The following is a 20,909-nucleotide window of genomic DNA, read 5'->3' as shown; positions in this document are numbered from 1 at the left end:
TAGGAACAAGGAAGGGGCACGGTGCGCGCGGGCGTTGTGCATTTGAGGATCGAGCCTAGGGGGAGCGGCAATGCGCATCAAGCCGAAACGCTTTGCGTCTGCAGGGCAGAATTGAAAATCTTCTGCGCAGTTTTTCGAAAAATTGGATGATGATTCCAGCCTGCTTGCCTATTTTGTCCCTCAGGCTTTTTTGCGATGATCCGGTAGAAGCGTCGCGGCGTATCACTGACGAGCCGGAGCGGTCCGGTCGGCACCGGTCGCGGTAGAGGCCAGAGCGCGGGAACAAGAGCAGTGACGGCAATGGAAGAGGACAGGCAACAGGTGGATGCGTTGCTGGCGGGATATGTCGCCGGCAGCCTGGCGGAGCCGGCCCGGGTGCTGGTGCGCTGTCATCTCGATCTGTCGACCGACAGCCGCGCCTTCGTGCGCGATCTGGAAGCCGCCGGCGGTCAGATGCTGGAAGACCTGGAGCCGGTGGCGATCAGCGACCGGGAGGCCCGGCTTGCGGCGATCTTCGCACTGGACGCCGATCCCGCACCGGAACCGGCGCCAGTCCCCCATCCGGCCCCGAAAACCCGGCTGCCGGCCCCGCTTTACGATTACATCGGCAAGGATGTTTCCGACCTGCCGTGGAAGACCCTTCTCCCCGGTTTGCGCGAATATCGCATGGGCGAGATCGATGGCTGCAAGGCGAGCCTCCTGTGGATCCGCGCCGGCCAGGCGATGCCGACCCATACCCATCACGGCACCGAGCTGACGCTGGTGCTGGAGGGCGGTTTTCGCGATCAGCACGGACATTATGTGCGCGGCGACATCGCCTATGCGGATGACGAGGTCGATCACCGGCCGGTTGCCGATGACGATGAGGATTGCATCTGTTTCGCGGTGACCGAAGGGGCGCTGCGCCTGACCGGGCCAATCGGACGGTTATTCGCCCCCTTCATGCGCGGCTGATCCCCGCCGAAGGCCCTGCCGCTGGCGCCAGAACACGCGGGAGCGCGCAAGCACCATGGCCGAGAAATCCCCGCTGCATCTGCCCCTTTCGCCGACGGACGGCACCGCCTTTGTCACCGGCGCAAGCTCGGGCATCGGCCGGGCGCTGGCCCTGCGGCTGGCCGCCAGCGGTTGGCAGGTCGCGGTGACGGCCCGGTCCGCTGATGAACTGGAGAGGCTGGCGCGGGGCGTGGCGGAGAGCGCCGGCGCGATCCTGCCCTTTCCCGGCGATGTGACCGAGCCGGACGCCATGGCCGAACTGGTGCGCCGGATCGAGCATGAGGCCGGGCCGATTGCGCTCGCGGTGCTCAACGCCGGGGTCTATCTGCCGGTGGATGGCACGAGGCTTTCGGTCGAGCCGTTCCATGCGTCTTTCTCGGTCAATCTCGGCGGCACGGTCAACACGCTGGTGCCGGTCATCGTGGCGATGCGGCCGCGCCGGCGCGGGCGGATTGCCCTTGTCGCCTCGGTCGCCGGCTATCGCGGCCTGCCGACCTCCGCCGCCTATGGCGCGACCAAGGCCGGGCTGATCAACCTGGCCGAATCCCTGAAATTCGATCTCGACCGGCTGGGCATCGCGATCCAGGTGATAGCGCCCGGCTTCGTCGACACGCCTGCGACGCGCAGGAACCCGTTCCCGATGCCGCATCTGATGGCGGTCGAGGCGGCCGCGACCCGCATCGAGGCCGGGGTGACTAGGGGCCGAAGCTTCGAAGTCTCCTTTCCCCGGCGCTTCGTCTTCCAGTTGAAACTGCTGCGGCTCTTGCCCTATCGGCTCTATTTTGCGCTGGTCTCCCGCGCCACCGGCTGGCGCGGGAAGAAGGTCGACGGGAGCGGATAGGCTTTGCTCAGGGCGCCTTCACATAGATCATCTGCCGGACGTCGATGTTGCCGGAGCGGAACCCGGCCTCGCAATAATGGAAGTAGAACTCCCAGAGCCGCTTGAACCGTTCATCGAACCCCAGCGGGCGGATGCGCGGCCAGGCATCGCGGAAACGCTGGCGCCAGACCTCCAGCGTGCGGGCATAGTCATGGCCGAAGATCTTCTGTGCCGCCAGCTCAAGGCCTGTGTGGTTGCCCAGCGCCGCCAGCGCGCCGGGGGGCGGCAGCATGCCGCCGGGAAAGACATGCCGCTGGATGAAGTCGGGCGTCTTGCGGTAATCCTCGAAGAACCGGTCCTGAATGGTGATGATCTGCAGACCGGCCCGGCCACCCGCCTTCAGGCAGGTGGACAATTGCCGGAAATAGGTCTGCCAGTAGCTTTCGCCGACCGCCTCGAACATCTCGATGGACGCGATCCGGTCGTATTGCCTCGTCTCGTCGCGGTAGTCCTGAAGCTTGATCTCCACCTTTTCCGTCAGACCGTTCTCCTGCATCCGCCGGCAGGCAAAGTCGTATTGTTCGCGCGAGATCGTCAGCGCGGTCACCCGGGCGCCGACCTCGCGGGCGACATATTCGGCAAACCCGCCCCAGCCGCAGCCGATTTCCAGCACATGATGATCGGGGCGAATGTCCGTTTCAGCCACCAGCGAATGGTATTTGCGCCGCTGCGCCTGTTCCAGATCGTTGATGCCGCCCTCGAACAGGGCGGAGGAATAGGTCATCGAGGGATCGAGCCATTCCCGGTAGAAATCATTGCCCAAATCGTAGTGGGAGGAGATGTTGCGCCGCGACCCGGAGCGGGTGTTGCGGTTGAGCCAGTGGCGCAGGCGGATCATCATCCGGTAGACCCGGGTGCCGCGCAAAAGGTCGGCGGTCGCATCCCGGTTGATGCAGAACAGCTCCAGGAAGGTGGTGACGTCGGAGCTGGTCCATTCGCCGGCCATGTAAGCTTCGCCGACGCCGACATCGGCACCGCTGATCAGGCGCCGGGCAAACCGCCAGGAATGAATGGTGACATCCGCCGCCGGGCCCGGTTCGGCGCCGCGCACCAGATAGCGCCGACCCTCCGGCGTGGTGACGTCGAGCGAGCCGTGGCGCAGGCCCATGGCAACCCGCAGGCTGAGCTTGCCCAGCCGGGGCAGACCGGCGAGGGCCTGCCGGGCATTGTCGGGAGTGAGGAGCATTGCAGACGACATGGAGCACACCTCGTCAGACCGCCGGGGCCGGCCTACCGACCCTCAGGAGATGACACATGGCGATGCACGTCGGCTCGCGGGCGTCTTGCCGGCGAATGAAACGGCGCGCCTTTCAACCAGAGCTTCATGGCTTCCCAATGGATGCCGCCTGTTACTTTGAGTGTCATCAGCGGAATTTTCAAGCAAAGTGAGAGGATGGTCCGACTGCAAAGCTCTTGCCGGGCCCCGGAAAAGGCCGCCGCCAGCGCCGGACCATGCGCATCGCTTTGCAAAATGCGCAGCCGCACGGCCGTGCCCGGCGGGAGCACGTGAAAGTTGTAGAGGTGATTCATATCGAGGAAGGGCGAGACGTAGAAAGTCTTCCGCCGCTGCTGGCGGACCCCTTCCGGGCCCGTCTGCCCGGCCCGCACAGGCTCCACGTAACTGTGCATCTCGCCGAAGGTGTTGCGCACCTCGTAGATCAGCGCGGCAAGCGCGCCGTCCCGGCCATAGGCAAAATACACCGACAGCGGATTGAACACATAGCCGGCAATGCGCGGATAACATAAAAGCAGCACCCGCTCCGCTCGCTCCGTCAGCCCATGGGCGGCCAGCAGCCGGTCCACATGGGGCCGCAGCGGCGATCCATCGCGCGGGCCGTGGTCCCGGGGGTGAAAACTCATCAGATTGCTGCGGCCAACGGAAAATAGCGGTGACAACCCGTCCGCCTCGTCCAGCCGGTCGAGGTCGATCAACAGGGTGAACACCCGGTAGGCAAACCGGTGCGGCACCGCCCCCAGCCGCGCATGGAACACCTGTCCGGGGTAGAGCGTCGCGGCAGCTACCGGTGGCGGACCGTTGGCCGCGCGGGTGGTGGCTGGTCTGTCGCGTGATCTGGCGCGGGTCATTCCGCTGCCTCCGCCGTGCGGGCGATGCCCTCTTCGGTGATCCGCCAGGGGATCTCCCCGCCCAGCGCATCGGCCACCGACAGGCCGGCCTTCAGCCCGTCCTCATGGAAACCAAGGCCGCACCAGGCACCGCAGAACCAGGTGTTGCGGGTGCCCTGGATGCGATGAAGCGCGCCTTGCGCTGCGATGGCCTCCTTGTCGAACTGCGGGTGATCGAAGGTGTAGCTGCCGAAGGTGAGCGCCTCGCGGGGCGGTACCAGCGGGTTGAGGGTGACGAACACCGGCTTGTCCTGGGGCAGGTGCTGCAGCCGGTTCATCCAGTAGCTGACCGAGGCATCGCGGTAGGCGGCGCCCGGATCGCTGGAGGCAAGATAGTTCCAAGAGGCCCAGACCTTGCGACGCTTCGGCATCAGCTCCGGATCGCTGTGCAGGTACACCCGGTTGGGCCGGTAGCGGATCGCGCCGAGAATTTCGCGCTCCGCCGGGCTGGCATCGGCCAGCATGGCAAGGCTCTGGTCGGTGTGGGCCGCCAGGATCACATGGTCGAACACATCCTCATGGCCGCGCGTGTCGGTGACATGCACCTTGCCGCCGGACCGGCGGATCTGCCGAACCGGGGTGGCAAGGCGCATGCGATCCTTCAGCGGTGAGATCAGCCGCTCCACGTAGCTGCGGCTGCCGCCGGAGACAGTGCGCCAGACGGGCCGGTCGGTGTTCACCAGCCGGTGGTTCTCGAAGAAGGCGACGAAATTCTCCGCCGGAAAGGACAGGATGTCGGCGGGCGGGCTCGACCAGATCGCCGAGCCCATCGGCAGCAGATAGTCGCTGGCGAAGCTGCGCGAAAAGCCGCGCCGGTCGAGATAGTCGCGCAAGGTGAGATTGCCGAGACCGCCGGCCCCGCGATCGGCGACCGCCTGCTTGTTGAAGCGCAGGATCTCGCGCAGCATCCACAAAAAACGGGGCGAGGCCACGTTGCGCCGCTGACCGAAGATCGTGTCGAGACTGACGCCCGACCACTCCAGCACGCCCCGGTCGAGGGAAAAGGAAAAGCTCATGTTGCTGGCCTGGGTGCGCACGCCGAGATGGTCGAACAGCGCCGTCAGGTTCGGATAGTTCAACTCGTTGTAGACGATGAAACCGGTGTCGACCGAAAGCTGTGCGCCACCATGGTCGATGTCGACGGTGGCGCTGTGACCTCCCGCACGGGCGCGCTTTTCGTAAAGCACCACCTCATGACGCCCGCTCAACGCCCAGGCGGCACTGTTGCCGGCAATTCCCGATCCGATCACGGCGATGCGCATGTCGTGTCCTGTCCTGTCCTTCATTCTTTGTTCTGCGGTTAGGCAGCGCTCTTGAGGGTCTCGAATGCATCAAGTGCCCGCTGGCGCGCCTTGGCATGCTCGACAATGGGAAAGGGGTAGGTGTCGCCAAGCCGGACCCCGGCCTCGGCGAGCACCTCGGATGGCGCCTCATGGGGGCGGAACAGGTAGCGGTCCGGCAGCCTGGCAAGTTCCGGCAGCCACTGCCGGGTGTAGGCACCATCGCCGTCGAACCGCTCGCCCTGAGTGGTGGGGTTGAAGATGCGGAAATAGGGCGCGGCATCGGCACCGGAGCCGGCGACCCATTGCCAACTGGCGGTGTTGCTGGCCGGGTCGGCATCGACCAGCGTATCCCAGAACCAGGCCTCGCCAAGGCGCCAGTCGAGCAGCAGGTGCTTGACCAGAAACGAGGCGGCGACCATCCGCACCCGGTTATGCATGGTGCCGGTTTGCCAGAGCTGGCGCATGCCGGCATCCACCAGCGGGTAGCCGGTGCGCCCCCGCTGCCACGCCGTGAGCCCGGCCGGATCCTCCCGCCAGGGAAAGGCGTCGAAGCGCCGCTGAAAGTTCCGCGTCGCCAGATCGGGGAAGTGGAACAGCAGGTGATAGGAGAACTCGCGCCAGCCCAGTTCCGCCTGGAACTTCGTCAGCGCCGCGCCCTCGATGCCGGCGGCGCACACCTCATGCCAGATGCGGCGCGGCGAAATCTCGCCAAACCGCAAATGCGGCGACAGTATCGAAGTGCCGTTGCAGCCCGGCTGGTCGCGATTGTCGGCATAGCCGGCAAGCCGTTCGTCGATGAAGCGGGAGAGTGTCCGGCGGGCGGAGGCTTCGCCGGGCTGCCAGGTGTCGCGCAGGCCGCCGGCCCAGTCCGGCCGGGTCGGCAGCAGGCCCCAGTCCTCCAGCCGATCGGAGGGGGGCGGGACCGGATGGCCCTTGGCTTTCGCTGGGGCGTCGAGCGGCTGCGGCGGCGCGCCGGCCGCTTGCGCGGCGCGCCAGAACGGCGTGAAGACCTTGAGCGGTCCGCCGCTGCCGCTGCGCACCCGCCAGGGCTCGATCAGAAGCGCGCCGTTGAAGCTCTCGCAGGCAATATCCGAGGCGCGAAGGCTGGCCTTCAGATCGCTGTCGGCGGCAATGCCCGGCGCATCGTAGCGGCGGTTCCAGAACACCGCTCCCGCGCCGGTTTCTCCCACCAGATCGCGCAAGACGTCCGCCTCCGGTCCCCGGCGCAGCACCAGCGGAATGCCGAGCTCCGCGAGCGACCGGTTCAGCGAGGCGAGCGAATGATGCAGCCACCAGCGCGAGGCGCCGCCGGGCGCTCGTCGCCCGTCCGTGCCGCTGTCCTCGACGTGGACGGCCAGGATCGGCCGTCCGCTCTCCACGGCGGCGGCGAGGGCGAGGTTGTCGTCAAGGCGCAGGTCGTTGCGGAACCAGAGCAGGGCAGGGGCGGTGGTGGTGTCGTCCATCATCGTCCTCAAATGATTGGCTGTTGCGGTCTTGATCGTCTACGCGCTGGGCGGGCGGCTGGATCATCGCCCGCAGCATCATGCGCCGAGAAAGGCCGGGTCAGAAGAGGACGAGGACAAGGGAGCGGCGAGGCGGGAGTGCCGGCAATCGGCGCGGAGACCGGGCCCGACGCGGATGGCCGCCGGACCGGCGCGCGGGGCCGCAAAAAAGCTGCGGGCCGGTCGGGTCCGCAGCACGAAGGAGGAGGCCTGAAAAGACGACGGCGGCGGTCAGGCCCGGAACGGCTGGGTAATCCAGGCCCAGGCGACCATCACACTGTCGCGGGCCGCCGTGAGGCTGGCCACAATCCGCTCCCAGACCATTTCGCCGAAGGCGGCGATCTTCATCATCGCCGTCGGTTCGCGCTCCGGCTGGACCGCTTCGCGCGGGGTCTGCTCGATGAACTCGATGGCGGTCTTCAGGGACGGGTCGTCCACCACCCGGCGGGTGACCACGAGACGCGCGTCCGGCGCGACCCGCGACTGGTCCGTCTTGGCGACCTGGACGCTCTCGTTGTCCGGGTCCGTCAGGGCGCGCACCACAACGGCGCGGCCGTCCGGCAGCAGATGGGTCTCATTGTGCGCGACTTCGCTGTCGTAGATGACCTCGCCATGATCGTCGATCAGCTCGACCCAGACCGCCTTGCGGCCATTGATCTCCACCTCGCCGACCCAGATGGCATAGTCGCCAGCGTCGCCGGTGTCGGACCCGGCGCCAAATCCCGATGGGGTGCCAAGGGTGACGGAGAGGCGATCCTCGGGCAAGACGAAGGTCTCGCGATCTCCCTTGCCTGCTCTCGCTTCCTTGGTCACTTCGGCCGCAATAGAGGTGCTGGCGAAGACCAACGCGGTCAGACCAACAGCCAGGGCCGTGCCAACTGCACGTGATGCAATACCAAACATTCGTCGCCTCCCAAGGCATTGCGATTCCAGCTCTTTGGCCAGTAATCGCCAGAATGTCGAAACAATTAATATCTGGTGACGTTGATGCCGCCATTCTAGAAGTTCTGTTGATTATGCTCCCTCGAACATCCTGACGGAACCGTAATTTGAGTCACAAAAATCGGAATAAAATGTTGGTGAATTCTTCATGTGGGGGTGATCTTGAGGGGTAACGTCTTGATCGCTTGGGCATTTTGATGGTGGCGAAAATGTGGCGAACCTACGGCAAAAACATGCGATGGGCGATCTCACTTTTTTGTGATGAAGAGTGATTTTGATTGCGTGCGGTATTTTTTCAACGCCACCCAGGGGCGAGAAACCCGGGGGGATTCCTCGCCCTACGCGCTGCGCGCCGCACCTTTCGAAAGGGGGGGCGCGCGGCCCGCTTGCGGAGAAGCTGTGCCGCCTACCAGTCGACGCCTTCATCGGCGAAGAACGGGTAGGGGCCGGGGAAGGGCTCCACATAGGCCAGATGGCTGATGACGCCCGATTGTTCGGTGAAGCGGTGCAGGAAATAGCCCGGCGGTTCCATGATGAAATGGGCCGGCGCGTCGTCGCCGAAAGCGAGCGCGACCTGATGGCCGGTGCTCGGCGCCAGCGTCATCACCCGGCCGCCGACCTCGGCGATGATCGTCCGGTGCACATGACCGCACAGGATCCGCGCCACATGCGGGTGGCGGCCGACGACCTCGGCGAACGCCTCGCCATCTTGCAGGCCGATCTGGTCCATGTGCTCGATGCCCAGGCTCTTGGGCGGATGATGTACCGCGATGAGGGTCGGGGTGGTGTCCGCGCCAAGGGTCCGGTCGAGCCAGGCGAGCTGATCGGGGCCCAACTCGCCATGGGCGGCGCCCGGCACGGAGCTGTCGAGGGCGATCAGCCGCACGTCGCCGATCGTCACCGCGTAATGCATCTTGTCCGCCGTGCCTTCGCCGATCGGCCCGACGCCGGTGAGTCGCTCGCGCATCATGGCAGTTGAATCATGATTGCCCGGAAGCACGTAGACCGGGGCCTTGAGGCTGGCGAGCAGCCGCTGCACTCCGGCATATTCGCGTGGATCGGGCATGTCCGCCAGATCGCCGGTGACGATGATCGCATCCGGCTGCGGATCGAGCCGGTTGAGCGCGGACATCGCCCGCTCGGCCAGCATGTTGGTCTCGCTGACCCGGTAGCAGGCCAACCCCTGAGGCCGGATGTGCAAATCGCTGATCTGGGCGATAACGGTCATTCACGCTCTCCGTTGACGAAAGGCTGTCTCCCGCGACCGTCTAGAGCATGATCCGCCCTGGCGGGCAATCGCCTTCGCCACTGGCTGCGGAACCGGCCGCATCGGCGACAGAGAAACGGATTGCAGAGGTTTCCCTTTGCGCCGGGCTCATGTAGGAAGCGCGCGGGGGGCGAAGGCCCCAACGGTCGGAGCAACGGTCGGACGATGAACGAACAAGTGGCACGGCGGCAGCCGGGAAATTTCGACAATGCGCGTGCGCCCTGGCTGCGCCTTCTCGGACATCGCGGCCTCGCGCCGCTGATTCTGGTGGTGCTGTCGCTGGCGCTGTTCGCGCCCGGGCTGATGCAGGTGCCGCCGCTCGACCGGGATGAGCCGCGTTTTGCCCAGGCCAGCAAGCAGATGGTCGAAAGCCGCGATTTCATCGACATCCGCTTTCAGGACGAAGCCCGGCACAAGAAACCCATCGGCATCTACTGGCTGCAGGCGGCCGCCGTCGAGGCAAGTGGTCTGGGCGCCGATGCGCCGATCTGGGTCTACCGGCTGCCCTCGCTGCTGGGGGCGATGCTCTCGGTGCTGCTGACTTACTGGATCGCCCGGGCATTCACCGGCCCGCGCGCCGCCTTCGTCGCCGGCATGCTCGTCGCCTCGGCCTTGCTTCTGGGGGTCGAGGCGCGGCTGGCCAAGACCGATGCGGTGCTGCTCGCCACGATCCTTGCCGGACAGGGGGCGCTCGCCCGGATCTGGCTCGACCGCGCCGCGCGCCGCCACCCGCTGATGGCCGCGCTGTTCTGGGTCTCGCTCGCCCTCGCCGTTCTGGTCAAGGGACCGGTGGCGCCGATGGTGCTGGGCCTGACCATCGCCGCCCTTTGTCTCGTCAAGCGGGAAGCCGGCTGGCTGAAGGCGCTGTATCCGGCGCGGGGCCTGGTGGCCTTTGTGCTGATCGTCGTGCCGTGGTTTGTCGCCATATACCTGCAGACCGAAGGGGCCTTTTTCGCCGAGGCAGTGGGCAAGGATCTTCTGGGCAAGGTGGCGACCGGGCAGGAAAGCCACGGCGCGCCGCCGCTGACCCATCTGGCCGCCGCGCTTGCCAGCTTCTGGCCGCTGCCGGCGTTCCTGCTCCTGGCGCTGCCGGGCGTGCTGCGCTCCTGGCGCACGCCGATGACCCTGTTCCTGCTTGCTTGGGTGCTGCCGACCTGGGTGATCTTCGAACTGACCGCCACCAAGCTGCCGCATTACACCATGCCGCTGCTGCCGGCCCTGGCGATCCTCGCCGCCGGCCTGCTGGCCGAAGCCGAGGCTGCCCCGGGCCGCGCCTGGCGCTGGGGCGCGGCCGCGCTCTTCACTTTGCCGCTGGTGGGCGTCGCGCTCGCCAATGTGGTGGCGCCAATTTACCTCGGCACATGGCCGTCGCCTCCGGGCGCCATTCTCGCCGCCCTGGCGCTGATCCCGGGGCTTGCGGCCGCCCATCGCCTCCATGCCGGAGCGGCGGTGTCGGCCTTGCCGGGAGCCATGGCCGGAGCTTTCCTGATGATCGTCGCCACCTGGGGCTTCACCATGCCGGCCCTATCGCCGATCTGGATCAGCCCACGGCTGGCGGAAGCCGCCGACCGGGTCGCGGCCTGCCCCAACCCGCAGGTGGCCAGCGCCGGGTTCAACGAGCCGAGCTATGTGTTCCTGCAAGGTACCGACACCCTGCTGACCACGGCCGAAGCCGCCGCCGCCCATCTTCTGGAGGCTCCGGCCGGCGCCTGCCGCGTCGCGGTGGTGGAAAGCCACGGAGAAGAGCGCTTCCTGGAGGCGCTGAAGGAGGGCGGTGCGCCGCAGGAGGTCAGCAGCGACCGGGTGCGCGGCCTCAACATCAACGGCGGCAAGACGCTGGATATCGGTGTTTACCGGTTGAACGCACCCGCCACCCCCGCCAATCCGGTCGACCCGGCCACCACCGCGCCGGAGCCCGGAGCGGTCCCCGCGGCGCCCCTCGGGGCGGATGGGCCGAGCCCCTCAGAGCCCGCCCCTGCCACAACGCCAGATACATCGCCGAATTCACCAAACGTGACGGAGCCCCGTGAATGACTAGCCTGCCGACCTCGGGCCACGAGACCGCCCCTGAAGGGCAAACCCGCGGCCTGCGCAGGCTGTTCGACCGGGTGAGGGCCAACGCCCTGAACCTCCGGCAGCTTGTGCGTGGCCGCGCCCGGCGGGTTGCCGCCGAACCGGCGCCCTTGCCACCCGGCCACCGGCCGCAGGACGTCTTGGCGATCCTGCTTCTGACCGTCGGCATCGCCGTGATCATCCTCGACATTCCGACCTACCCCTGGCTGCGCTCGTTGCCGCCGGAGTATCGCAACGCCTTCGCCGCGATTACCGACATTGGCAAGGGGCACTGGATCCTGTGGACCACCGGGATCTTCTGCCTGGCGAGCCTCGCGCTGGACTGGCCGCGAATGACCTGGCGGATACGGATGGTGATGACCACGATCTGGACCTATTGCGCCTATATCTTCGCCGTCGTCAGCGCCAGCGGGATCATCGTTCTGGTGCTGAAATGGAGCCTTGGCCGGGCCCGGCCGAAACTCTACGAGGAGGTCGGGCCGGTGCATTTCGACTTTTTCGCGCTGAACGGCGCGTACACCAGCTTCCCCTCGGGGCATTCGACCACGATTGCCGCTCTGGCGGCCTCGCTGGCGCTGATCTTCCCCAGCTACCGCTGGCTGATCATCGTTTGCGGCTTCTGGATCGCCTTCAGCCGGATCATGGTCGGTGCCCATTATCCGAGCGATGTGATCGCCGGGACGCTGCTGGGCGTCAGTGTCGCCGTTGTCGGCGCGCGCTGGATGGCGCATCGGCGGATCGGCTTCGTGCTGTCGGAGGCGGGGGCGCTGCGCCCGCAAATCGGCGGCGCCACGGCGCGCCGGTCCGTCGTTGCCCTGTGGCATGTGCTGACCGGCAAGCGCAGCTTTTACAAAACCGGGACGGAACACGGAACGGCTGGTCCGTCCGCGCAGGATACATGACAGACACAATGACACAGACACCGACTGACAGCGGATCGGGAACGCGGACCGCGTCATCGCCCGCAAGGCCGGATCCGGAGGTCTCGGTGATCGTCCCGGCCAAGGACGAACGGGACAACCTGCCGGAACTGCTCGACGAGATCGAGACGGCGCTGGCCGGACGCAGCTTCGAGATCATCGTCATCGACGACGGGTCGAGCGATGGCAGCGACGAGATGCTGCGGGCGCGGGCGCAGGAGAAACCGGTCCTGCGCGCCCTCCGGCACGCCCGCTCCAGCGGTCAGAGCTGCTCGGTGCGCACAGGCCTTCGCCATGCGCGCGGCGCCATTGTCGTCACCATCGACGGCGATGGCGAGAACGATCCGGCCTATATTCCGGCGTTGCTGGAAGCTCTGGAAGGGGCCGGCGAGGGTGTCGCCCTGGCCGCCGGCCAGCGGGTAGGGCGCAAGGCCAGCGGGCCGAAGCGGGTTGCCTCGCGCCTCGCCAATGGCCTGCGCGGCTGGCTGCTGGCCGACCAGACCCGGGATTCAGGCTGTGGCCTGAAGGCGCTGCGTCGCCATGTGTTCCTGGCGCTGCCCTATTTCGATAGCTGGCACCGGTTCCTGCCGGCGCTGGTGCTGCGCGAGGGCTACGGCGTGGTCCATGTGGACATCGTCGACCGGCACCGTCGGCACGGCCAGTCGAAATACGGCATCTTCGACCGGGCGCTGGTCGGCATTCTCGACCTTTACGGTGTGTGGTGGCTGCGCCGCCGCCGGCGCGTCATTCCCGAGGTTTCCACCATTGCCGGCGGGGCAAACCCCGCGCCCAAGGAGTAGCCCATGCTGCACGATCTGTTGGCCTGGCTGCACCTGGTGTTCATCGAGCGTTTCGATGGCTGGGTGATCCTCGGTCTGATCGCCCAGGCGATGTTCATGATGCGCTTCGTGGTGCAGTGGATCGCGTCAGAGCGAGTGGGGAAGTCGATCGTCCCGGTCGCCTTCTGGTTCTTTTCCATCGGCGGCGGCATCCTGCTGCTGATCTATTCGATCCGCCAGCAGGACCCGGTGTTCATCGCCGGCCAGGGGCTCGGCCTGATCATCTATTTCCGCAATCTGTGGCTGATCTTCCGCGAAAAGCGGCAGGATCCGAGCCTTTGATGTGGTCGCGGCGCCGGGAAAGCCCGGCGCCGCCATCGGTGCTTTTGCCTCAGCCGCGCAAGGCGGCAAAACCCGCTTCCAGATCCGTCTGGATATCCGCGACATCCTCAAGGCCGATGTGCAGCCGGATGCTTGGGCCCCCCTCGGGCAGCGGCGTGGCGCTGCGCGCGCCCTTCAGGCGAACGGGAATGGCGAGGCTCTCGAACCCGCCCCAGGAATAGCCCAGGCCAAACAGGCTCAGCGCGTCCAGGAAGGCGCGGGCGGCCTCATCGCTGGTGCCCTCGACAAAATCGAAGGCGAAGAGCCCGGACGCGCCGGTAAAGTCGCGGCGCCACAACTCGTGTCCCAAATCGTCGGCAAGGGCCGGATAGCGCACCCGCGCCACCTCCGGCCGCTGCTGCAGCCAACTTGCCACCGTCAGGGCGCTCTCCATGTGCCGGTCGAGCCGCACCTTCATGGTGCGCAGGCCCCGCAGGCCAAGGAAGACATCGTCCGGCGCCACATGCATGCCCAGCGCGCCATGGGTTTCCTCCAGCCGCTCCCAGGCGCGCGGGCCAGCGGCGACGGTGCCGAGCATCGCGTCGGAATGGCCGACGATGTATTTCGTGCCGGCCTGGATCGACAGATCGACCCCATGGTCAAGCGGACGGAAGAAGCAGGGCGTGGCCCAGGTGTTGTCCATCAAGACGAAGGCGTCGATCGTCCGCGCGGCGGCGACAATCGCGGGAATGTCTTGCATCTCGAAGGTGAGCGACCCCGGGGCCTCGGTCATGATCGCCCGCGTGTTCGGACGGAACAGGGCGGAGATCCCCGCGCCGACGGTCGGGTCGAAATAGTCGACCTCGATGCCGAGCCGGCGCAGCGTTGTCTCGCACAGATGCCGGGTCGGCGCATAGGCGCTGTCGGTGACGAGCAGGTGGTCGCCGGCGGACAGGCAGGACAACAGCGCCACCGAAATGGCGTTCAGCCCGGAGGAGGCGAGCTTGACCCCGGCCGCGCCTTCCAGCTCGCACAAGGCGTCTTCCAGCGAATCCGTCGTCGGATTTCCGCGCCTGGCATAATGATACTTCTGTTTTCCCGTAATCATCGTCTCGGTATCGGGGAAAAGTACCGTAGAGGCATGAACGACCGGAGGATTGACGAATCCATCATGCGCTTCGGGAGATCGCCCCGCGTGGGCCAGGCGTGTGGAGAGACCTTGCGGGCTGTTCTTGGCAGAGGCGGACATAATCACCCTTTTGAATCGCTTTTTTGTGATTTTCAGATTGCGAAAAAAATTTCACAATTCCGGTGTTGCCGGGCGTCGGCCCTTGACCCTTAGCCATAAATGCCATCGAATGCATCCATGAGATGACGTAGGCGGTCTTCACGCTCCGCACAATAACAAGGCGCGGGAGACTGTCGGGAGGGGGTATTTCCATTGCCGATGATTAAGCTTCGTTGGGGGGCGCCCGTATCCTGGGTCCGTGATCTCGCAAAGAACCCATAATATTTCAAGGGCAACAGAAGGCTGTATCCATGACGAGTAAAATCCTTCCGATCGTATTCGGAGCGGCGCTTGGCGTTGCCGCGACAGCCGCGTCGGCCGCGACGCTCGACGATGTCAAGGCCAAGGGGTTTGTGCAATGCGGCTCGAACACTGGCCTCGCCGGTTTCGCCGCTCCCGACGACAAGGGCGAGTGGAACGGCATCGACGTCGATGTCTGCCGGGCGATCGCAGCCGCGATCTTCGATGACCCGAAGGCGGTCAAGTTCACCCCGCTGACCGCGAAGGAGCGCTTCACCGCGCTGCAGACCGGCGAAGTCGACGTGCTGGTGCGCAACACCACCTGGACCATGAGCCGTGACACCACGCTCGGCCTGAACTTCGCCGGCGTGAACTACTATGACGGCCAGGGCTTCATGGTGCGCAAGTCGCTGGACGTGACTTCGGCGCTGGAGCTGTCCGGCGCATCGGTCTGCGTGCAGACCGGCACCACCACCGAGCTGAACCTCACCGACTATTTCAAGGCCAATGGCATGGAATACAAGCCGGTGGTGTTCGAGAAGCTGGAAGAGGTGAACGCCGCCTACGACGCCAATCGCTGCGATGTCTACACCACGGACGCCTCGGGCCTTTATTCGATCCGCCTGCAGCTCACCAATCCGGGCGACCACATGGTCCTGCCGGAGATCATCTCCAAGGAGCCGCTTGGCCCGGTGGTGCGCCAGGGTGACGACCAGTGGTTCAACCTGGTGCGCTGGACCCTCTTTGCGATGATCAACGCCGAGGAAATGGGCGTGACCATGGCCAATGTCGAGGAGATGAAGGGCTCGGACAATCCGAACGTCAAGCGCCTGCTCGGCGTTGACGGCAAGTTCGGCGAGGCGATCGGCCTGTCCAACGACTGGGCGGCCCGCATCATCAAGCATGTGGGCAACTACGGCGAAGTGTTCGACCGCAACGTTGGCCCGAATACCCCGCTCGGCATCGCCCGCGGCGTGAACGCGCTGTGGTCGAAGGGCGGCCTGCAGTACGCGCCGCCGATCCGCTAAGCCGTAAGGCAAGACGCTTGCCGGCGCCGGCCAGACGGTCGGCGCCGGTCCAAAAAGACGGTGGCACAAGCCGCCGCGACACGTCCGAAAACGGACGGAAATAGATCGGGTCACCAAATGTGATCCGGGCGAGGGGATACAGTCCGATATGAACCCTGTCAGCTCAGCTGGGAGCGAGGGTGCGGGTAACGGTGAACGGGCATCATGGTTCTACAATCCGCAGGTTCGCGGCGCGGTGTTCCAGGTGCTGGTGATTCTAGCCCTTCTGGGGGTGCTCGCATTCTTTGCCTATAACGCAAAGACCAATCTGGAGCGCGCGGGCATCGCGTCCGGGTTGGGGTTTCTGTCCGAAAGGGCAGGCTTCGATATTTCGCAGTCGTTGATCGCCTATACCAATGACAACACCTATTTTCGGGCCTTCTGGGTCGGCCTGACCAACACCTTGCTGGTTGCCGTGATCGGCGTGTTCTTCGCCACCATCATCGGTTTTGTCGTCGGCGTCGCCCGGCTTTCCCACAATTTCGTCATCCGCCAGCTTGCCGCGATCTATGTGGAGACGCTGCGCAACATCCCGCTGCTCTTGCAACTGCTGTTCTGGTACAAGGCGGTGCTCAGCGTGCTTCCCTCGCCGCGCAGGTCGCTGGAGCCGCTGTCCGGGGTCTATCTCAACAATCGCGGGCTGATCCTGCCGGAGGTGATCCGCGAGCCGGGCAGCTCGCTGATCTTTCTTGCGCTGATCGCGGCCATCGCGGTTGCCATTGGTATCTCCCGCTGGGCGCGCAAGCGACAACAGGAGACCGGGGAGCAGTTTCCCAGCTTTCTGGTTGGCCTCGGCCTGATCATCGTCTTGCCGCTGCTGGCGTTTTTCGCAAGCGGCATGCCGATCCACTTCGAGTATGCGGAGCTGAAGGGCTTCAATTTCGCCGGCGGCGTGGTGGTCAATCCGGAGTTCATGGCGCTCCTGCTCGGTCTGTCGCTCTACACCGCGTCCTTCATCGCCGAGATCGTGCGTGCCGGGATCCTGGCGGTCGCGCACGGGCAGACGGAGGCAGCCTATTCGCTTGGCTTGCGGCCACGCCGCACCTTGCAGCTGGTGATCATTCCGCAGGCGATGCGGGTGATCATTCCGCCGCTGACCAGCCAGTATCTCAATCTGATCAAGAACTCCTCGCTGGCGGTCGCCATCGGCTACCCGGATCTCGTCGCGGTGTTCGCCGGAACGGTGCTCAACCAGACCGGGCAGGCGGTCGAAGTGATCATCATCACCATGCTGGTCTATCTGATCATCTCGCTGATCACCTCAAGCTTCATGAACTGGTACAATCGCCGCATGGCGCTGGTGGAGAGGTAGGGCCATGCCAGACAGATCTCGCGCCCCAGGCACATCCATCGCCTATGTGCGCAAGGATGAAGCCCCCGCGTTCAGCCCGCCGGTCGCCACGACCGGACCGATCGGCTGGCTCCGGGACAATCTGTTCGATTCCGTCGGCAATGCCATCCTGACGATACTTGGCATTCTCTTCCTCGTCTGGACCATTCCGCCGGTGATCAGTTGGCTGTTCATCGACGCGGTCTATGTCGGAGACAGCCGCGATGCCTGCGTGGTCGAAAACGCCGGTGCATGCTGGGCTTTCGTGTATGCCAAGTTCGGCCAGTTCATGTATGGCCGCTATCCGCTGGAGGAGCGCTGGCGGGTCGACCTGACCGGCATTCTGCTGATCCTTGGGCTTGCCGCCGCGGCCATTCCGCAGGTGCCGTTCAAGCGTCTGACGATGCTGTTCCTGCTGGTGGTGTTCCCCGTTCTCGGCTTCGTCCTGCTGACTGGCGGGCATATGGACCTGTCCGCCGGCTTCTGGCTCGGCTTCGTCGGGCTTGGCGCGGTGCTGCTGGCCGTCGTCCTTGGGGTTTGCATCAATGCCGGGCTCGCGCCGCTCGGTCCGATCCGGGACGTCGGCCTCGGTCTCCTCGCCATCGCGCTGATCCTGGCGGTCGTGTCGTTCGATTTCGGTTTGCGGCCGGTGGAAACCCAACTCTGGGGCGGGTTGCTGGTAACGCTGGTGGTCGCCATCGTCGGCATCGTCGCCTCCTTCCCGATCGGCATCATGCTTGCCCTGGGCCGCCGGTCGCATATGCCGGTGGTGCGCCTCGTGTCGGTGATCTTCATCGAATTCTGGCGCGGGGTGCCACTGATCACCGTGCTGTTCATGTCCTCGGTGATGCTGCCGCTGTTCCTGCCGGAGGGTGTGAATTTCGACAAGCTGCTGCGGGCGCTGATCGGCGTGGCGCTGTTTGCCTCCGCCTATATGGCCGAGGTGGTGCGCGGCGGGCTTCAGGCGATCCCCAAGGGTCAGTACGAGGCGGCGAACGCCATGGGGCTGTCCTATTGGCAGGGCATGGGGCTGATCATCCTGCCTCAGGCGCTGAAGCTGGTCATTCCCGGCATCGTCAACACCTTCATCGGTCTGTTCAAGGACACCAGCCTGGTGTTGATCATCGGTCTGTTCGATCTTCTGGGGATCGTGACCCTGAACTTCTCCGATTCCAACTGGGCATCGCCCAACACCCCGGCCACCGGGTTCATCTTTGCCGCGTTCGTCTTCTGGATTTTCTGCTTCAGCATGTCCCGCTACTCGATTTACATGGAGAAGCGGCTGCACAGGGGACATGCCCGATGAGGGCGTGTCCGCAGACGGTCCCGACGATGCACTGGCCACGATTCTGGAGCTAACGAGCCATGACGGATAACGCAGCCGCCACCCCGACGGCCAATCGGGCGAAAATGCAGATCTCTGATACCGATGTGGCAGTCGAGATCAGGGACATGAACAAGTGGTATGGGGATTTTCATGTCCTGCGCGACATCAACCTGAAGGTGATGCGCGGCGAGCGGATCGTCATTTGCGGTCCCTCCGGGTCGGGCAAGTCCACCATGATCCGCTGCATCAACCGGCTGGAGGAGCACCAGGCCGGCACGATCGTGGTGGATGGCATTGAACTGACCGACGATCTGAAGAAGATCGACGAGATCCGCCGCGAGGTGGGCATGTGCTTCCAGCACTTCAACCTGTTCCCGCATCTGACGATCCTGGAGAACTGCACGCTGGCACCGATCTGGGTGCGCAAGATGCCCAAGGCGGAAGCGGAAAAGATTGCCATGCACTATCTGGAGCGGGTGAAGATCCCCGAGCAGGCGAACAAATATCCGGGCCAGTTGTCCGGCGGGCAGCAACAGCGCGTCGCCATTGCCCGCTCGCTGTGCATGAACCCGAAGATCATGCTGTTCGATGAGCCGACCTCGGCGCTCGATCCGGAGATGATCAAGGAAGTTCTGGACGTGATGGTCGGGCTGGCCGAGGAGGGCATGACCATGCTCTGCGTGACCCATGAGATGGGCTTTGCACGCCAGGTGGCCAACCGGGTGATCTTCATGGATGCGGGGATGATCGTGGAGGAGAACGAACCGGAAGCGTTCTTCACCAACCCGCAGCACGAGCGCACCAAGCTGTTCCTCAGCCAGATCCTGCATTAGGGGCCAGACTCATAAATGAGCTTGAAATGGTTTGAGACGGATTGCTTCTGCTCGAGGAGCGGAAGCGCAGGAAATATGGTTATTTTCGAGCCTTTCGCAACGTAAGAGCAGGAGCAATCCGGTCAAATCCTTCAGGACATGGAAATGGCTTCACTCTGCGTTGTCAGCGCGTTTGACCGGGCAACAAGCCCGCTCCGCACGCCCTTCCTCGCGAGGCTTTGCCATTTCCCATGCCATGTCAGCCTCATTTGTGGGTCTGGACCCTAAGCGACGCCGGACCGCTTCGGCGGCCCGGTGAGTGTGCTGACGAAGCCCCGCTCGCCCCGTCCTCCCGGACGCCGCCGCGCGGCGATCCGGGACCGGAGAGGCACGGCGTATCGGTTCCAGCCTTATGAAAACGCTTGTCTTCAGGCTCTCCGATTGCGGCCCGGGGGATGACGCCGAGAGGGGGCGTTGCCCTTTGTCGGCGGTCCGGTTTCCACGGCCAAACGACCGTATCGGATGGGAAAAGAATGTGGCCGGCGACATGTGACCGCCGGTCTGTTGCGTGCGTGCGGACGGCGGCGCCTATCGGGCGGTCAGCACCCGCTTGCCGCCGCGCCGTTCGCCCTGCGCCCAGAAGTAGGATTGGCGCTCTTCCGTTGGCGTGCAGTGATAGCGCTCGCGGTAGCATTTGGTGAAATGCGAGGTTGAGGCGAAGCCGCAGGCAATCGCCACGTCGAGCACGGCCCGGCTGGTGCGGCGCAGCAGGTCGCGGGCGGTTTCCAGGCGCAGCTTCAGATAATACTGACCCGGCGTACAGTCGAAATGCCGGCGGAACAGCCGCTCCAGTTGCCGGGGACTGAGGTTGACCGTCATTGCCAGTTGCTGACAGGACAGCGGGTCCTCGATATGCAGGTCCATGATGCGGATGGCGTCGAGGATCTTGACGTTGGAAATGCCGGTGCGGGCCTCCAGGTCGTGCCGCTGGGCGGATTCTCCGGAGCGCATGTTCTGGTAGAGCGCTACCTCGGACACTTCATGAGCCAGATAGGCGCCATGCTGGATGGCGATCACCCGCAGCATCATGTCGAGTGCAGCCATGCCACCGGCGCAGGTGATGCAGTTGCGGTCGATGGCGAAGAGATCGCCCGACACCTCGATCTCGGGAAATTCCTCGCGGAACGAGTGCAGGTTCTCCCAGTGAATGGTGCAGCGGCGCCCCTCCAGCAGGTGATAGCGCGCCAGCACATAAGACCCGGTGCAGATCGCGCCATAGGTTCGGCCACGGGCGTTCAGCTTGCGCAGCTTGGCGCCAAGCTCCCGATCGAGCGGAATCCGTTCCACATCCACACCGGCACAGATCAGGGTGATGTCGGCATCATCGAGATCGGCGATCGATCCGTTGACCGACATCCAGCAGCCGTTGCTGGCCTGCACTGCATTGCCGTCGACCGAATAGGTTCTCCAGGAATAGAAGTCCTCGCCGAGCACACGATTGGCCAGCCGGATCGGCTCGATGGTCGAGGTGAAGGCAATCAGGGAAAACTGATCCAGCAGGACAAGGGCAATCCTCTGCCCGTCGTCCTGACCGGTCGGGATCGAACCATTCTGTGTCGCCATGTGCTGCGTCCGCGTTCAGAGCCTCTGGAAATCTTGTATTTTTCTTGTCTTCAGTCTGGGCGTGGGGGTGCGGGCTGTCAAATAAAAAGTCCGGGAATACATGGGGGGGTCAAGTTGCGTTTGAATTGTGCGTTGCGA

At 64.9% G+C, this 20,909-nt stretch carries 18 protein-coding genes; 10 read left to right on the top strand and 8 right to left on the bottom strand.

Going from position 1 to position 20,909, the window contains the following annotated elements; genetic code table 11:
• The first annotated feature begins 300 nt into the window (after positions 1-300).
• Together LC062_RS03805 and LC062_RS03800 are read left to right on the top strand one after the other, a co-directional pair.
• On the top strand, positions 301-954 hold the full coding sequence (locus tag LC062_RS03805) for a ChrR family anti-sigma-E factor (RefSeq protein WP_224909798.1): 654 nt from the start codon (positions 301-303) through the stop codon (positions 952-954).
• 55 nt (positions 955-1,009) lie between these two features.
• Positions 1,010-1,834 (top strand): SDR family NAD(P)-dependent oxidoreductase, encoded by an 825-nt coding sequence (locus LC062_RS03800; RefSeq protein ID WP_224909667.1) that lies wholly within the window; start codon positions 1,010-1,012, stop codon positions 1,832-1,834.
• A 7-nt stretch (positions 1,835-1,841) separates the two neighbouring features.
• Here LC062_RS03800 and LC062_RS03795 read toward each other — a convergent pair whose 3' ends face one another.
• From LC062_RS03795 to LC062_RS03770, 6 genes are all read right to left on the bottom strand, one after another.
• Entirely contained in the window at positions 1,842-3,071 is a 1,230-nt protein-coding gene (locus LC062_RS03795) for an SAM-dependent methyltransferase (RefSeq protein ID WP_224909666.1), read from the bottom strand.
• Positions 3,072-3,103: 32 nt separating this feature from the next.
• Entirely contained in the window at positions 3,104-3,958 is an 855-nt protein-coding gene (locus LC062_RS03790) for a DUF1365 domain-containing protein (protein ID WP_224909665.1), read from the bottom strand.
• Positions 3,955-5,259: an NAD(P)/FAD-dependent oxidoreductase gene (locus tag LC062_RS03785; RefSeq protein ID WP_224909797.1), complete on the bottom strand. Its 1,305-nt coding sequence runs from the start codon at positions 5,257-5,259 to the stop codon at positions 3,955-3,957. The genes LC062_RS03790 and LC062_RS03785 overlap by 4 nt, the downstream gene beginning before the upstream one ends.
• A gap of 38 nt (positions 5,260-5,297) precedes the next feature.
• On the bottom strand, positions 5,298-6,743 hold the full coding sequence (locus LC062_RS03780) for a cryptochrome/photolyase family protein (protein WP_224909664.1): 1,446 nt from the start codon (positions 6,741-6,743) through the stop codon (positions 5,298-5,300).
• Positions 6,744-7,013: 270 nt separating this feature from the next.
• Positions 7,014-7,685 carry a hypothetical protein gene (locus LC062_RS03775; protein ID WP_224909663.1) on the bottom strand — a complete coding sequence of 224 codons (672 nt, stop codon included), beginning with the start codon at positions 7,683-7,685 and terminating at the stop codon, positions 7,014-7,016.
• 445 nt (positions 7,686-8,130) lie between these two features.
• Positions 8,131-8,952 (bottom strand): phosphodiesterase, encoded by an 822-nt coding sequence (locus LC062_RS03770; protein ID WP_224909662.1) that lies wholly within the window; start codon positions 8,950-8,952, stop codon positions 8,131-8,133.
• 204 nt (positions 8,953-9,156) lie between these two features.
• On the opposite strand from LC062_RS03770, the gene LC062_RS21635 reads away from it, so the two are divergent.
• From LC062_RS21635 to LC062_RS03750, 4 genes are read left to right on the top strand one after another with little or no spacing between them, the layout of a single operon-like run.
• On the top strand, positions 9,157-11,025 hold the full coding sequence (locus tag LC062_RS21635) for an ArnT family glycosyltransferase (protein WP_224909661.1): 1,869 nt from the start codon (positions 9,157-9,159) through the stop codon (positions 11,023-11,025).
• Positions 11,022-11,966: a phosphatase PAP2 family protein gene (locus tag LC062_RS03760; protein WP_224909660.1), complete on the top strand. Its 945-nt coding sequence runs from the start codon at positions 11,022-11,024 to the stop codon at positions 11,964-11,966. The genes LC062_RS21635 and LC062_RS03760 overlap by 4 nt, the downstream gene beginning before the upstream one ends.
• A gap of 8 nt (positions 11,967-11,974) precedes the next feature.
• The gene (locus tag LC062_RS03755) at positions 11,975-12,784 is read left to right on the top strand and encodes a glycosyltransferase family 2 protein (RefSeq protein ID WP_224909659.1); all 810 of its coding nucleotides are present in this window, start codon (positions 11,975-11,977) and stop codon (positions 12,782-12,784) included.
• 3 nt (positions 12,785-12,787) lie between these two features.
• Positions 12,788-13,105: a lipid-A-disaccharide synthase N-terminal domain-containing protein gene (locus LC062_RS03750; protein WP_224909658.1), complete on the top strand. Its 318-nt coding sequence runs from the start codon at positions 12,788-12,790 to the stop codon at positions 13,103-13,105.
• 49 nt (positions 13,106-13,154) lie between these two features.
• Here LC062_RS03750 and metC read toward each other — a convergent pair whose 3' ends face one another.
• A complete protein-coding gene (gene metC / locus LC062_RS03745; protein ID WP_224909657.1) occupies positions 13,155-14,333 on the bottom strand; it encodes a cystathionine beta-lyase in 1,179 nt (392 codons plus the stop codon).
• A 290-nt stretch (positions 14,334-14,623) separates the two neighbouring features.
• On the opposite strand from metC, the gene LC062_RS03740 reads away from it, so the two are divergent.
• The 4 genes from LC062_RS03740 (at position 14,624) to LC062_RS03725 (ending at position 19,169) form a co-directional block, all read left to right on the top strand.
• Positions 14,624-15,640 carry an amino acid ABC transporter substrate-binding protein gene (locus LC062_RS03740; RefSeq protein WP_224909656.1) on the top strand — a complete coding sequence of 339 codons (1,017 nt, stop codon included), beginning with the start codon at positions 14,624-14,626 and terminating at the stop codon, positions 15,638-15,640.
• 148 nt (positions 15,641-15,788) lie between these two features.
• On the top strand, positions 15,789-16,991 hold the full coding sequence (locus tag LC062_RS03735) for an amino acid ABC transporter permease (protein ID WP_224909655.1): 1,203 nt from the start codon (positions 15,789-15,791) through the stop codon (positions 16,989-16,991).
• Positions 16,992-16,995: 4 nt separating this feature from the next.
• Positions 16,996-18,315, top strand: coding sequence for an amino acid ABC transporter permease (locus LC062_RS03730; RefSeq protein WP_224909654.1), 1,320 nt, complete (start codon positions 16,996-16,998; stop codon positions 18,313-18,315).
• A 59-nt stretch (positions 18,316-18,374) separates the two neighbouring features.
• Entirely contained in the window at positions 18,375-19,169 is a 795-nt protein-coding gene (locus LC062_RS03725) for an amino acid ABC transporter ATP-binding protein (RefSeq protein WP_318246093.1), read from the top strand.
• A 567-nt stretch (positions 19,170-19,736) separates the two neighbouring features.
• Here the strand turns inward: LC062_RS03725 and LC062_RS03720 are convergent.
• Complete coding sequence (locus tag LC062_RS03720) at positions 19,737-20,771, bottom strand: GlxA family transcriptional regulator (protein ID WP_224909653.1); 1,035 nt, start codon at positions 20,769-20,771, stop codon at positions 19,737-19,739.
• Positions 20,772-20,909 lie beyond the last annotated feature (138 nt).

The organism is Stappia indica (assembly GCF_020177335.1).
Lineage (GTDB): Bacteria > Pseudomonadota > Alphaproteobacteria > Rhizobiales > Stappiaceae > Stappia > Stappia indica_B.
Note: the sequence above shows the minus strand (reverse complement) of the source record. Positions and strands in the feature narration are given on the sequence as shown.

Bases quoted from the DNA above. Each gene is read 5' to 3' on its own strand.
- LC062_RS03790 (WP_224909665.1), bottom strand. From the start codon at position 3,958: ATGACCCGCGCCAGATCACGCGACAGACCAGCCACCACCCGCGCGGCC.
- LC062_RS03785 (WP_224909797.1), bottom strand. From the start codon at position 5,259: ATGCGCATCGCCGTGATCGGATCGGGAATTGCCGGCAACAGTGCCGCC.
- LC062_RS03725 (WP_318246093.1), top strand. From the start codon at position 18,375: ATGACGGATAACGCAGCCGCCACCCCGACGGCCAATCGGGCGAAAATG.
- LC062_RS03735 (WP_224909655.1), top strand. From the start codon at position 15,789: ATGAACCCTGTCAGCTCAGCTGGGAGCGAGGGTGCGGGTAACGGTGAA.
- LC062_RS03760 (WP_224909660.1), top strand. From the start codon at position 11,022: ATGACTAGCCTGCCGACCTCGGGCCACGAGACCGCCCCTGAAGGGCAA.
- LC062_RS03805 (WP_224909798.1), top strand. From the start codon at position 301: ATGGAAGAGGACAGGCAACAGGTGGATGCGTTGCTGGCGGGATATGTC.
- LC062_RS03775 (WP_224909663.1), bottom strand. From the start codon at position 7,685: ATGTTTGGTATTGCATCACGTGCAGTTGGCACGGCCCTGGCTGTTGGT.
- LC062_RS03730 (WP_224909654.1), top strand. From the start codon at position 16,996: ATGCCAGACAGATCTCGCGCCCCAGGCACATCCATCGCCTATGTGCGC.
- LC062_RS03800 (WP_224909667.1), top strand. From the start codon at position 1,010: ATGGCCGAGAAATCCCCGCTGCATCTGCCCCTTTCGCCGACGGACGGC.
- LC062_RS03795 (WP_224909666.1), bottom strand. From the start codon at position 3,071: ATGTCGTCTGCAATGCTCCTCACTCCCGACAATGCCCGGCAGGCCCTC.
- metC (WP_224909657.1), bottom strand. From the start codon at position 14,333: ATGTCCGCCTCTGCCAAGAACAGCCCGCAAGGTCTCTCCACACGCCTG.
- LC062_RS03720 (WP_224909653.1), bottom strand. From the start codon at position 20,771: ATGGCGACACAGAATGGTTCGATCCCGACCGGTCAGGACGACGGGCAG.
- LC062_RS03740 (WP_224909656.1), top strand. From the start codon at position 14,624: ATGACGAGTAAAATCCTTCCGATCGTATTCGGAGCGGCGCTTGGCGTT.
- LC062_RS03780 (WP_224909664.1), bottom strand. From the start codon at position 6,743: ATGGACGACACCACCACCGCCCCTGCCCTGCTCTGGTTCCGCAACGAC.
- LC062_RS03770 (WP_224909662.1), bottom strand. From the start codon at position 8,952: ATGACCGTTATCGCCCAGATCAGCGATTTGCACATCCGGCCTCAGGGG.
- LC062_RS03755 (WP_224909659.1), top strand. From the start codon at position 11,975: ATGACACAGACACCGACTGACAGCGGATCGGGAACGCGGACCGCGTCA.
- LC062_RS21635 (WP_224909661.1), top strand. From the start codon at position 9,157: ATGAACGAACAAGTGGCACGGCGGCAGCCGGGAAATTTCGACAATGCG.
- LC062_RS03750 (WP_224909658.1), top strand. From the start codon at position 12,788: ATGCTGCACGATCTGTTGGCCTGGCTGCACCTGGTGTTCATCGAGCGT.